This window comes from Vagococcus allomyrinae (assembly GCF_017829975.1).
Lineage (GTDB): Bacteria > Bacillota > Bacilli > Lactobacillales > Vagococcaceae > Vagococcus_D > Vagococcus_D allomyrinae.
Map to the genome: position 1 here is coordinate 167,702 of NZ_JAEEGA010000009.1, position 13,686 is coordinate 181,387.

Below are 13,686 nucleotides of genomic sequence, written 5' to 3' on the forward strand. Positions count from 1 at the left end.
AACTGTAATTTAATGACGATTGTCACCAAACAGTTATTATCATTTGTAATAAAAAAAGTAGGATGTAATATTAATAACATGGATGAAATCGATATGAGACATGGGGAATCAACGATAACTAGGATAAAATAATGTTTATTTAGGTGGTGGACGTCAAAAATTAAATAACGAAGAAATGAAGTGACGACGCCGAGGATAGAAAATGATTAAATGAATTAAAATTCACAATCAGGCTGATTTAGTGAATAGTCGTGAAAGAGGGGGGGGGGGCTGTCTTTATTTGTCGTTTGTTGCGGATGTTATTCCGTTTTATACAAGTGATTCATACTAAATCCTTGTTACAATAAACGTAATAGCTAACATTGACCTGTCAGGCTGGAAAGGGGGAGCTAAAAGCAAAAGAAAGAGCCGTACGAAGAGTAGAGGATAGGTAGTTGTGAGCTGATTTAAGGAGGTTTTACTATGAGAGAATACCCATTGTTATTCAGTCCGCATAAGATCAAAAAGACCACTTTTCGCAACCGGATCTTCGCCTCCCCATCATCTCTGGTATGGCCGGATTATTATACTGGAATGCCTGATGAAAGCACGGTTTATTATTATGAAGAGAAAGCCCGTGGCGGAGCAGCCAGTGTCACTTTGAGTGAGTCAACCATCAATCGAACCGATGCCAGTCGACGACCCAATAATGATATTTTAGTTCCCGATTTTGAGCGTTTGATCTTTCCGACTCAAGGTTGGCTAAAAGTGACAGACGGGATTAAGCGGCATGGAGCCGTTCCCTCAATTCAACTGTTTCATTCTGGCGATACAAGCGAACCCGTTTTTATCGGAGGGCAAGCGCCCATCGGTCCGAGTGGATTTACGAAAGAGAACGGGACCCTCGTAAAAGAGATGACTGAAGAGGACATGATTCGAGTGGCAGAGGAGTTTGCTGAAGCGGCGTGGCAAGCAAAATACGCAGGGTTTGAAAAAGTGATGATTCACGGGGCCCATGGCTGGTTGTTGGCGCAATTTTTATCGTCAGCGACTAATTTTCGCAAAGATAAATACGGAGGATCTTTGGAAAATCGAGGACGTTTTCCAAAGATGGTAGTCAAGGCCATTCGTCAACGGGTCGGAGAAAATTTTTTGCTGGAGTATCGAATAAGTGGGGATGAATATTTAAAAGGTGGATTGAAAATAGACGAAGCAGTTGAGTTTGCTCGTATGATTGAATCGGAGATCGATTTACTTCATGTGTCTGCTGGTTCATATTATGATACTAAGCAATATACGTTTCCGTCGATTTTTCTTCCTCATGGATGCAATGTTCCCCTAGCCGCCGCGATGAAAAACGGAGGCATTCAGGTTCCCATTGTCACCGTTGGTGCTCATTATCATCCAAGGGCCATGGAAGACATTTTGGAAACAGGGCAAGCCGATTTTATTGCAATGGGACGAGCCTTAATTGCGGATCCACAACTTCCTAATAAGGTTTTTCGTGGAAGGACAGCGGATGTTACCCCTTGTTTGCGTTGCACAAATTGTTTAGGAGGTAAATACGATGGTCATAACGAATGTGATGTTAACCCACTAGCAGGGAATGAGCTGTATACGTTGAGAACGCCAGCCGTAAAAGATTGTCAACGAGTGTTGGTAGTTGGTGGTGGCCCAGGTGGGATGAAAGCCGCTATCACCGCCGCTGAACGAGGCCATCAGGTTACCTTAGTAGAGGAATCCAATGCCTTGGGAGGCAATTTAAAGTTCGCAGATTGGGACTTGCACAAAGCTGATTTACGACGATTTAAGGATTATTTAATTCAACAGGTAGAAAAAAATAAAATTCAGGTAAAACTGAATACGCGAGGGGATTTAGCTTTGCTGGCTAAATTAAACCCGCAAGCTATTATCGTGGCAACAGGCGCAAAAGCTAAACCATTGACGATTGATCATAGTCGACATGCCCAAGTCCTACACGCTTCAGAGGTTTACACTGAGACGATAAAAGTCGGATCTAAAGTGGTGATGATTGGCGGTGGCTTAATGGGATGTGAGGTGGCCCTTTATTTAGCAGAAGCAGGAATTGATGTGACGATATTGGAAATAACGGACCATTTAGCTGTTGATTCCAATCGAATTCATCAAGCGGCTCTATTTGAGATGCTCGATAAAATGAAACCGGTAGTTCATCCAGTGACCAAGGCCACAGTTCAAGAAATCACGAGTGAAGGGGTTATTTACCTAGATGCTACGGGGCAAGAACAGCGACTGTCAGCAGATACTGTGGTTTATGCCATTGGCATGGAAGCGAATGACGACATTGCTGAGGAGCTCCAATCCTGGGATGGTTGGCAATTCTTTAGACGAGTAGGGGATTGTACTGGTCCAAGCTTTGTCAGGAAAGCCATTCATTCTGGCTATCATGGCGCATTGGATATCATTTAGTGGTTCGCTGTTGAATGTTGGGGTAAAGAATATTTGAACTGAGGGTGGTTAGCGAGTTACAGGATGATGCAGTTGTAGAGTTCTCAAAGGAGGGTTCAAATTGAAATCAGTCAAGATAAAAATTGCTATTTTATCACAATCATTTATCATTATGGGGATATTGGTCGCATCAACAGTTTTAGCTAATATTGCCGAAGAATTTCCGAACGCCAGTTTAACGGGAATCCAGCTGATTATGACCTTTGGAATGGTGGCGTCCTTTCCTTGTTCATTACTGGCTGGTTCTCTAGGGAATAAATTCAGTAAGAAAAATATATCCTTAATTGGTATTTTATTGATGTTGACTGGTGGCTTGCTGCCACTTGTGTTTAATCAAAGAATTATTTTTTTGTATGTCTCAAGCTTATTGATCGGGTCAGGCCAAGGTTTGTTAATGACAACAGTTTCCAATCTTACAACTGCTTTGTTTAAAGATGAAGAGCGAAGTCAGATGTACGGATTACAGGCCTCCTTTCAAAATGGTGGATCAGTTGTGTTGATGATGGTTGCAGGCATAGCAGCTAGAGTGAAGTGGTCAAATGCTTATTTAGCGTTTCTGATTGTGATTCCAGTGCTACTAGTTGTCTGGTTATGGCTACCTCAAGAGCAGCCCTTAGAACAGGAAAACGAAGTTGGAAATAGTCAAGAGGATTCTCGAAGCCCGTATTCAGTTCTTTTGATCGGTGTCTTAATCTGTTTGTTTTGTATTGGCTATGCCACCTTTTCATTAAATATTTCGCTCTATTTGGCGACGATGAATTTAGGTGATTCGGCATTAGCCGCACTGTCAATGTCGTTTAGCACTGGTGCTGGTGTCATCGGTGGCATGTTGTTTCCCATTATCTTTAAACGGATGAAACGCTTTGTTTTTGTGTTATCATGTGGCCTTACAGCGATCGGCTATCTCTCATTAGTTCTTTTCCCTAATTTAATGACCACCTTTTTAGCGGCGATCCTATCGGGAATTGGTTTTTCAACAGCAGTTCCTCTTGGAACACAGGCTATCTCTGAAACGGCCACAGCTAGTCAAATGTCTGCTTCGATGGGAAGTTTTATGGCATTTACCTCCATTGGCGCAGCTGTTTCACCGATTGTTATTAATGCATTGGCCAATGTGCTGCCTACACAGTCAAATGGCACAGTTTTTTTCACAAGTAGCCTTTTTTTAGGAATCGTGATGATTTTCGGCATTGTTTGGGCAATCAGAACTTCTAAGTCACAAGTTGGTCAAAATCAGGAGAAATTCGAGTAGTGATTGAAACCGAAGGAGGAGGAAGAAGATGGAAGGATTTGAAACAGATACGATACCTATTATCAGTCCTCTGCAACCTGCCTTAATTAATAAGCCAAACTACCAAGAGCATACTCAAACGTGGAATGGTCACGTTCCTAAGGGCGAAGCCTTATTTTATCAATTTGACTCAGGAGAGGAAGAACACGCCACTCTTTTAATCCCAGATGCTTGTGTCGATTTTCTGTTTTCGTTAGGACCTAGTCCTAAAGGTGTCATATTAGGATCGCGTCTAAAAGAAACGCACATACAGCTAAAGGCCAATACCCGATATTTTGGGTTTAAACCGTATTCGGTTGACAGCATGCGATCCTTGGGGCTTAACTGGGGAAGCTTATTAAATTCTGAAGTGTCGTTCAGCCAGTTATTTCCTCAGGTGAACATTGAAAAACAATTAGCAGAGGCTCGGACATTTAAAGAGAAAATCAACCTATGGTTAGCCTTCGCCACAAAATTTTTGTTGAAAAGCACTGAGGCTAATTCCTTGGTAGGGAAATCAGAAGTTCTGATATGTGGGGCGAAAGGACTGATTAAAATTGAGCGAATGTGTCAATTGTCAGGTTATACAGAGCGACATTGCCGCCAAAAATTTAAAGAAGTTCACGGTTTTACAATGAAGAAATACAATGATATCATTCGTTTTCAAAACTCGGTTCGTTTGTTGTTAGCCAGTTCCACATCCGCTGATAGGGACAGCCAGATCACGTTTGATATTATTTTTGCCAATGATTATTACGATCAATCGCATTTTATTAGAGAATTTAAAACCTTTTCTAATTTAACGCCGACCCATTTTAAACGGATTTACAGTATTGACAAATGATCAGAGAAGATACCTTAAAACAAGGCAGATAGCTTGTTTTAAGGTGTTTTTTTTGTAGAAGTGCTCTATCAATTGTTATCCAGTGACAAGCAGAGAGTGATCGATGAGTATTAAACTCGAGTTTATATTCCCCCAGGCTAATTAGCCTGAGGGGTTTTTAGTTTAAGAGATAAAGTTAATAGGCCCCGTTTTGACCAGTAGCTCTCAGGGACAACCTCCCTCAGATGATTGTTTGCATGATTAATCATGCAAAACATCGTGCCGCATGCTGTGAAAAATCCTGTATGCTAAAGGTAGATAGAGAGAGAAAGAAGGATTGAACATGGAATTAGTGAATGGCTTTAAATTGATGGAATACGGAAAGGCAAAAGGAATCGTTTTGCCGGCTTTTAATACAACTAACCTGGAGTTGACCAGTGGGATTATTAGAGGCTATCAAAACATGAATTTAGGCGGATATATCGCCATTTCCTCCAATAACTTGAAATTGTCAACACCTCAGATGATTGCCGATTTAGTCAAAGCAGAAATGACAACTGCTTCGACACCTGTCGCTTTGCATTTAGATCATGGTAAAAGTTTTGAAGATGTAAAAGCTTGCATTGCCGCAGGGTTTACCTCAATTATGATTGATGCCTCTCACTTGCCTTTTGAAGAGAATATTAAAGAGGTTCAACGAACCGTTGACTATTGTCACTTTTTTGGCATACCTGTTGAAGCTGAGCTAGGAGCGATTCAAGGAAAAGAGGACGATCATGTGCTAGCAACAGACGCTAAAACAAAGGTGGCAGATGTTGCTGAATTTGTTGAAAAAACGGGTTGTGATTTATTAGCTGTTTCAATCGGCAACGTTCACGGCATGGATTTAACGCCTAACTTGGACTTTCCCTTGCTAGCAGAAATCGCCCAAGAGTCGACAGTGCCACTTGTTCTCCATGGCGGATCGGGAATACCTTTTGATCAGGTGAGACGGGCAAAGGGGCACAATGTCATCAAAGTCAATTACGGGTCTGATTTAAGACAAGCCTTTATCAGTACTTTTGGACAAGCCTACGAAAAAAATCACAAGACATTTGATCTGATGGCATTGTCAGGGGATGCCATTGCCAATGTCACGGCACGAGTCAAGACCATTATTAATGAGGTTAATATGAGCTAGGAAAGTGGGGATGACAGGTGTTAAATCAGCGACAGTTAGAGATGGTTAGAGAATTTGAAAAAAATAGTCCATCGTACCTTAGTGCCAACGATTTAGTGAAGAAATTTGACGTCAGTATGAGGACGGTGCAATCGGACATAAAAAACATACGAGAGTTTTTCAAAGGAGATAAGTGGGGGGAATTTATTTCCACTGCATCAAAGGGAAGTAAACTCGTGATTTTCGATCAGTCTCAGTTCGACGATCGAATAAAGGAGGCTTGTGGAGACACGATTGTCTCGAAATTAATTGATCAAACAGATCGTGTCCGCAAATTGATTGTGACACTCTTAAATCAAAAAAAATATGTAAGTCGTCAGTTTTTAATGAACAAGATATTTGTTTCTGTTTCGACCCTTACATTGGATTTGAATGAAGCTAATCAATACGTTCAATCATATAATCTGCAGATTGAGCGCAAACCTAAATTGGGCATTAGAATAACGGGGGATGAAAGTGATCGGCGTAGGTGTCTCGTAAAGTTAGGCAACTTGGAACTGATTACTGACGAACATCGCATTCAAGCTCAAGAAAGCGACCGCCAGGAAATCGAAAAGATCTTGGTAGGTGTTTTATTGAAGCAACAGCATCATATTTCTGATACTGTCTTTCAAAATTTAATTGTCCATATTGATATGGCGATTAAACGAATGGGTCGAGGATTTTACTTGCAACATGATCGAAAAGAATTAGGAGAAGAATTTTCAAGTGAATACGGAGCGGCCAAAGAAATTTTTGAAAAACTGAGCCATCGCTTGCACTTTTTGATACGAGAAGATGAAATAAACAACTTGGCCATTTATTTAAAAGGAAAAAGTGACTATGAGGAGAACGGGTATATATCTAAAGAAGTGAATAATTTTATTTTATTGGCTCTTAGAGAAATTAACGATAAGTTTGACATTGATTTCACTCAAGAAATCGATTTGCGAATCGCTTTGGCCCTACATCTGATGCCATTGATGACTCGCTTGGAATACGACATGCAAAATGAAAATCGTTTACTGGATCAGATTAAGCAATCTTTTCCTTTAGCGTTTGACATCGCAGTGTACATGTCCTTGCTATTGCGAGAATTTTACGGAAAACAGATCGAAGAGGGCGAAATAGCATATCTGGCCATTTATTTTAATCAATATTTGGCCAAGTACAATAATATTACCGGGAAACAACGAGTCTTAATTATTACCAGTTTGAAACGCAGTGAAAGCATTCTATTGCGTCAACGCTTTGTCACGTGGTTTGCCAATGAAATATCAGTCTTAACTTTAGCAAATGTCACAGAATTAGCGGAAATTGCGATCGAAGATTACGATGTCCTGTTTACAACCGATCAAAATAAACTGACAGAGAATTTAGGCGCAATCTTAATCAGCTTTTTTCCAAGCGAAAGTGAATATTCAAAGATTAAATTAGCGATTGATGGCTTTAAAGGAAAAATGGAAATCGTCAATTTATTTAAAAAAGAGCTCTTTTACTATGGTCATTTAGCTACTAAAAAGGACGTCCTAACCAAATTGAGCAAGCTTTCCAAAGAACAGGTCAAGGGGGCAGAAATGGAATTATTAACTGCCATTCAATTGAGGGAAGACCACGGCAGTAGTTATTTTGGAAATCATATTGCCTTGCCACACCCCATTAATCCCTTTACAGTGGAGACCTTTGTGTCAGTGGCTTTATTGGATCAAATGATTGACTGGGATCGGGATCAGAACAAAGTACAGCTGGTTATGCTGGTGGTGATCGAAAAAAATAATGCGAAAGTCTTTCAACTTTGGAATTATTTAGCCAAAATTATTCAAGAAAAAGGATTTGCTGAAAGCCTATTGAAAAATCCTAGTTTTGATTATTTTCAGCTGAGGTTAAGCCAAGTGTTGGACGACTACATTTAAGAACTGCGGAATATAGAATAAATAACAGGTGGATAACAGGAGGAAGAGTAGATGGAAATTGTATTAATTTCACATGGTGAGCTGGCAAAGAGTATGCTGGAAAGTGCTCAGATGATCATAGGTGAGCAGGAAAAGGTGGTAGCCTTTGGTTTATATCCTAAAGATGATATCAATCAATTAAAGGAAAAGTTACAGCAGACGTTTAGCCAATTTGAACAAGGGGAAGAGATTGTCTGTTTAACTGATTTATTTAGTGGCAGCCCTTTTAATGCGGCAGTATCTTTGATGGGTGACTTTCCTATCTACCACATGACCGGAATGAACTTAGCCCTTGTTCTAGAGACCCTGATGACGAGAGCGGGAGGGCAATCCATTGAAGAACTGAGGACAAAGTTGCCAAAGCAGATTCCCACGATGATTGTCGACGTTAACAAATATTTAGAACAAGAATTAACAGACTAAGAAAAGAGGAACTAAGGATGAAAAATATTATTTTTGCACGAGTTGATGATCGCCTCATTCATGGAGAAGTTGTGACTGCTTGGGCACCTACTTACAGCATCAATCACATCATCATCATTGATGATGTAGTAGCCCTAGATACCTTTCAAAAGCGAGTATTAAAGGCTTTGGCACCAACAGGAGTCAGAGTGGATGCCTATACGACAGAGGAAGGTATTGCTGAATTGAGTAAAACTTATAACGAAAAAGAACGAGTTCTGTTACTCACTAAAACCCCTATCACTTATGCCAAATTAGTTGAAGGAGGAATCGAATTACCGCAAGTGAACTTAGGGGGCATGGGAATCAGGGGAGAACGTCAAACCTTTATCAAGAATGTGGCCTGTGATGAAGCAGAAATTGCTGCTATTCGCAAGATGGTTGATAAAGGGATTCATGTCTTTTATCAGTTGGTACCGGAGCAGCGTTTAATAGAAATCACGAATCTACTTTAGGAGGAAGGAACATGACAATTTTTCAAGCATTTTTATGTGGTCTGATTTACTTTTTTGCCATTGGCAATTTGCCCTTTGTTGGCCTTTGGACCCTTCAACGTCCCTTAGTCTGTGGCTTTATTACTGGGATTGTCTTAGGCGATCCATTGATGGGAGCTATGACAGGGGCGACGATTAATTTGGTTTATCTAGGGTTCATCTCTGCTGGTGGCAGTATGCCAGCGGATATGGCATTGGCGGGAATTCTTGGAACCGCCTTCGCTATTACTGGCGGACTCGATGCTCAAACCGCTTTGTCGGTTGCGGTGCCGATTGGTTTACTGGGAACCTTTGTCTGGTATGCCCGCATGACCTTTGGTTCGATCTTTGTTCACGTAGCTGATAGCTACATTGAAAAAGGAGAATACAGCAAAATTTGGCGGGCTAATGTCTTGTACCCACAGCTTTTGACAGCCTTAATAACGGTGATTCCGTGTGGCTTAGCTGCTTATTTTGGCGCCAGCTACATTTCTGGTTTAATCGAGGCCTTAAGCGGCAATGTGCTAACCATCTTCACTGTTATCGGTGGCTTGATGCCAGCGCTAGGGGTAGCGATTACCTTGCAATACATTTTTAAAGGGGAAGCCAAAGTCTTCTTATTTTTAGGCTTTATCTTGGCAGTCTATTCTGGTCTTGATTTATTACCGTTAGGCATTATAGCTGGTTTAGTTGCCGTTGTTTACGTGCAGTTAAAAGGAAATAAACAAGAGGAGGAAGATCACTATGAGTACGAATAAACCGGAAGAAAGCGTCATTCGCAAAAAAGATCTCGTTCGTTCATGGTTGATTTGGGAAAACTTGCCTCAGACCTGCTACAACTACGAACGGATGATGGGACAGGCTGTCGCCCACGTTTTTGTTCCTATTGCGAAACGTCTGTATCACGACGAACCCGAAAAGAAGAAAGCCATGATGAAACGGGAAATCGAATTTTTTAATGTCCATATTGAATTTGGTTCGTGTATCATTGGCATGATTATCGCCTTAGAGGAGCAAAAAGCCAAAGGCAAAGAAATACCCGATGAATTTATTACTAGCTTAAAAACCTCTCTGATGGGGCCTTTATCAGGCATCGGCGATACCATTTTCCAAGGTGTATTAATTCCTATTTTGTTGGCAATCTGCATAGACTTAACTTTAAAAGGAACGATTTGGGGGTCAATTATTTTCGCTGTCACAATGATTGCCATTGCTTGGAGTATGAGCTACGCCAACTTTATGTTTGGCTATCGAGCAGGGGCAGAAGCGATTATGGATTTCCTTGAAAAGGGAATTTTAAATAAAATTTTGTTAGGTGCTGAAGTTATGGGATGTATGGTGATGGGAGGCTTGATTTCGAACTACGTCAAGATGCACGTGGCTTTGGAAATAGTCAGCTCTACCACAACGTTTAAGATCCAGGAGCAATTCTTGGATAAGGTCATTCCTAATATTTTACCGTTTGCTTTTACCATGCTAGTCTACTTTTTAATGAAAAAAGGGTGGTCTTCTCTGAAAGTAATTGGAGCGATCATTGTCATCGGGATTATTGGCGGCTTATTTGGTATTTTAGGCGCCTAAATTGAGAGAGGAGAACGTAAGATGAAAGCAATTGTCATTACTGACGTGAAAACAATTGAGATTCAAGAATTACCACTGCCCGTCATAAGAGCCGACGAGGTATTGGTTAAAATACGGGCTAACGGCCTTTGTACTAACGATGTTCGTGACTATCTAGGAGAGACAAAGTGGTCTTATCCGCGGGTCGGTGGTCACGAATTTAGTGGGGAGATTGTTGAAGTGGGAGTTGAGGTTAACCCAGCTCATTTTCAGGTAGGAGACCATGTTGTCAAGTACATCATCCCGGCTTGTGGCGAATGTCATTATTGCAAAACAGGCAGAGAAAACTTGTGCGTGCACATTTATACCAGCCCTACTTTTAAAAATACGGAAGGTCTATCTGGTTTTTTCGGAATGGCAGAGTTTATGGCTGTTAAAAGTCAAGATTTATATAAATACCCGCAAGAGCTTTCTTTTATCACCAGTTCCTTTACAGAACCTTTAGCCTGTGTTGTTAATAGTGTGGAGCGAGCAAAACTGCTTTTAGGACAAGATGTTTTGGTCATGGGGGGCGGTGTGATGGGATTGATGCACGTTATGTTGGCTAAGCTACAGGGGACCCGTGTTATTTTAAGTGAACCAAATCCAGAGCGTCGCCGCTTAGGCCAACAATTAGGGGCAGATCTTACGTTTGACCCAACCGTTGGCGATCCCATTGAATTTCTGAAGGAAAACACCCAAGGAAGAGGGGCAGATGTGGTCTTCAATACAACTGCTCATCCTAAATTGGCCATACAGGCCATGGCTTTTACGAGTAGTGGGGGTCAAACCTATCTCTTTAGTTCCATGCATCCCAATGAGTCAGTCTTAACAGATATGGGGGCTCTTCATTCTTTGGAAAAAGTGGTGACAGGAACAGTCAGTCCAACTATCAGAACTTTTTATCAGGCAGTTCAACTAATTGCCAAAGGGATCGTCGACGTTCAACCACTGTTGGACCAAACCTTTGACTACCGAGAAGCGGTGGCGGCTTTTGAGTATGCTGCTCGAGCAGAAACATTCAAAACGGTGATAACCTTTGATTAACAGTAAGAGAGGATGAGTGACATGCGTCAGAAATACATTGGGATAGATATTGGCACCTCTTCAATTAAATTTGCTGTTGTCACGAATCAACTAAGGTCCCTCTTATCTTTTCAAAAGGCTTATACATACGTAACACCACGAAAAGGTTGGTCGGAAATTGAGCCGGATCAGTGGATCATCATTGTCATGGAGGGAATAAAAGAGATTCTCTCCCAATTTCCTCCACAAGAGATTGCTGGAATTGGGCTAACTGGACAAATGCATACGACAGCCTTTATTGATGGAAAAATGCAATCCATTCGACCGGCAATTATGTGGAATGATATGCGAACCAAGGAATTGATTCCTCAAATAAAATCTGAGTTAGCCCAAAGTAAACAGACGACCTCATTGGCTAAAATCGTCTCAACGGGAAGTCCCTTAGCAAATGTGTTGTGGATGAAGCAAAATGAACCGGAGTCATTTGCTCAATTGAGTCATTTCTTAATCGCGAAAGACTACATTGTGATGAAACTAACTGGGGCGATTTCCACCGATCATTGTGACGCTTCCACAACGTCAATGTATGATGTTGAAGCGGAGAGGTGGTCATCAGCGGTCCAAACGTTATTTGGGTTAAGCCCCTCACTTTTCCCCCCCATTAATGCCAGTTCTCAATTGGTGGGAAGGTTAACGCCAGCCGTTCAAAAGGAATTAGGCATATCCGTCGCTATACCTGTAACAGCTGGCACGGGAGATAATGTGGCGGCCGCCTTAGCCTCGGGAAGCTTTGCCAATGAACAACCCTTATTGTCTTTAGGTACATCTGGTGTTGTGGCAGTTCCAAATAATCGGATGAAGTTAAAACCAGTTGGTAAAAATGTCGTAGTCAAAATTAGGCCTGAAGATCATCAAATTCTCACACAAGGGACCGTACAATCAGGTGCTAATACTAATAGCTGGTGGTTGGCAGATATTTTAAAGACCACTGATTATCAATCAGAGCAAAAAGCCATTTCACAAGGAGCTCTAGGCATCAATAAGGTGATCTTTTTCCCTCATTTGAAAGGGGAAAAAATATTGTTCGCCAATCCCTCACTTCGAGGTGCCTTTGTAGGACTTAGTCTAGAAACCACTCGAGCAGAAATTTATCAGGCATTGCTTGAAGGGGTTGGCTTTGGTTTAAAGCAGTTATTTGCAGTCATGAAAAATGAAGCCCCACCAGATTATTTTACTCTTGTAGGTGGAGGTGCGAAAAGTGAACTGTGGGGACAAATATTGGCTAATATCTTTAATTGCCCGATGAAGCAAGTCAAGGAGTCACAAGATGCCGTCTATGGAGCAGCTATCCTGGCAATTTTGGGTGTCGAAGGAGAGTTTTTGGCCTATGGAAAGAGCCATGTGATGATAGAACCTACAGAAGCATTAGTAAAACGATATGAAGTGAGCTATCAACGCTATTTAAAATTAGTTGAGGCCATGCTCTCTTATACAAAGGAGGTAGCACCATGACATCTTGTTTGATTTGCGATCGCCCAGTGAGATTTTTTAAGTTCAAATGTCAAAATGGATGTGTCTGTAAAAAGTGTTACGAAGTTGTCAGCCTTAATTTTACACAAATTATTACAGATAAAAACGAGGCGGAATTATTGAGGATATACACAGCTGCTCAAGCAGAAGAACATCAAGCGGCTTTCGATATCACGCGTCGAATAAACCAGTTCATTTTATTTGATGATCTGCGCCAGTTGATATGTTTACCCAATCATCCCAACTACGCTCATTCAGCCTTAGGGCCAGAATATTATTCTTTATCTGATGTGAAGAACTGTAAAAAAATAGAAGTGAAAACAAAAAAAGATGACAAGGTTCTGGGAACTATCAAGGTCCTCATCGAATTTGTCGATTCGCAACTTAAGCGGGAAATATGGTTGTTGAAAAAGCCAATTGCTTGTGACAGCCTTCCCTACCAAACCATGAGAGGCTTAGCTGAGAAAATAGTGCAAGAACTGGCTAACACAAATGAACGAGTGAAAGAAAGTGACCGTATCGTAAAATAGCTACAGCTTAGTCAGTAGTATGATTAAATTGATTGCTAAAAAATACTGAGATAGTCGTCGTTTTTTGATCACGATCTCAGTATTTTTTTCAAAAGAATAGCCCCCAGTCGGTAAACTGGAGGCAGGAGGTTTTTCATGAAAAAAGTTTGTTGGGAGGTGTTTGTTGGTATACTTATATACTAAGCAAATTATTTGAAGAAGCTGTGAAAGAGATTCTATAAAAAGAAGACGAATCGATTAAAAAAAAGTGACTATATATATCATGTTAAATAATCAGACCTCAAGAGTGGCACTTTCAGCTTTTTACTAGCCGCAAGTTTAACGGTAAAGAAGGATTATTTAATAGGAACTATCTAT

General features: G+C 41.0%; 12 protein-coding genes. All 12 read left to right on the plus strand.

The features are described from left to right. Window positions 1–462: 462 nt before the first annotated feature. A complete protein-coding gene (locus tag I6N95_RS14630; RefSeq protein WP_209529252.1) occupies window positions 463–2,427 on the plus strand; it encodes an oxidoreductase in 1,965 nt (654 codons plus the stop codon). 100 nt (window positions 2,428–2,527) lie between these two features. Next, the gene (locus I6N95_RS14635; protein WP_209529254.1) at window positions 2,528–3,718 is read left to right on the plus strand and encodes an MFS transporter; all 1,191 of its coding nucleotides are present in this window, start codon (window positions 2,528–2,530) and stop codon (window positions 3,716–3,718) included. 28 nt (window positions 3,719–3,746) lie between these two features. Then, entirely contained in the window at window positions 3,747–4,580 is an 834-nt protein-coding gene (locus I6N95_RS14640; RefSeq protein ID WP_209529256.1) for a helix-turn-helix domain-containing protein, read from the plus strand. A 322-nt stretch (window positions 4,581–4,902) separates the two neighbouring features. Further along, window positions 4,903–5,739: a class II aldolase gene (locus tag I6N95_RS14645; protein ID WP_209529258.1), complete on the plus strand. Its 837-nt coding sequence runs from the start codon at window positions 4,903–4,905 to the stop codon at window positions 5,737–5,739. 17 nt (window positions 5,740–5,756) lie between these two features. Next, window positions 5,757–7,670, plus strand: a complete 1,914-nt coding sequence (locus I6N95_RS14650) for a BglG family transcription antiterminator (RefSeq protein ID WP_209529260.1) — start codon at window positions 5,757–5,759, stop codon at window positions 7,668–7,670. Between the two features lie 51 nt (window positions 7,671–7,721). Further along, a complete protein-coding gene (locus I6N95_RS14655) occupies window positions 7,722–8,132 on the plus strand; it encodes a PTS sugar transporter subunit IIA (RefSeq protein ID WP_209529262.1) in 411 nt (136 codons plus the stop codon). Window positions 8,133–8,149: 17 nt separating this feature from the next. Then, window positions 8,150–8,626: a PTS sugar transporter subunit IIB gene (locus I6N95_RS14660; RefSeq protein WP_209529264.1), complete on the plus strand. Its 477-nt coding sequence runs from the start codon at window positions 8,150–8,152 to the stop codon at window positions 8,624–8,626. A gap of 11 nt (window positions 8,627–8,637) precedes the next feature. Then, the gene (locus tag I6N95_RS14665) at window positions 8,638–9,402 is read left to right on the plus strand and encodes a PTS mannose/fructose/sorbose/N-acetylgalactosamine transporter subunit IIC (RefSeq protein WP_209529266.1); all 765 of its coding nucleotides are present in this window, start codon (window positions 8,638–8,640) and stop codon (window positions 9,400–9,402) included. Continuing rightward, window positions 9,389–10,225, plus strand: coding sequence for a PTS system mannose/fructose/sorbose family transporter subunit IID (locus tag I6N95_RS14670; RefSeq protein ID WP_209529267.1), 837 nt, complete (start codon window positions 9,389–9,391; stop codon window positions 10,223–10,225). The genes I6N95_RS14665 and I6N95_RS14670 overlap by 14 nt, the downstream gene beginning before the upstream one ends. A 21-nt stretch (window positions 10,226–10,246) precedes the next feature. Further along, window positions 10,247–11,290, plus strand: coding sequence for a zinc-dependent alcohol dehydrogenase (locus I6N95_RS14675; RefSeq protein ID WP_209529269.1), 1,044 nt, complete (start codon window positions 10,247–10,249; stop codon window positions 11,288–11,290). A gap of 21 nt (window positions 11,291–11,311) precedes the next feature. Continuing rightward, window positions 11,312–12,781, plus strand: coding sequence for a xylulokinase (locus I6N95_RS14680; protein ID WP_209529271.1), 1,470 nt, complete (start codon window positions 11,312–11,314; stop codon window positions 12,779–12,781). Next, complete coding sequence (locus I6N95_RS14685; RefSeq protein ID WP_209529273.1) at window positions 12,778–13,329, plus strand: DUF4428 domain-containing protein; 552 nt, start codon at window positions 12,778–12,780, stop codon at window positions 13,327–13,329. Before I6N95_RS14680 ends, I6N95_RS14685 begins: the two co-directional genes overlap by 4 nt. Window positions 13,330–13,686 lie beyond the last annotated feature (357 nt).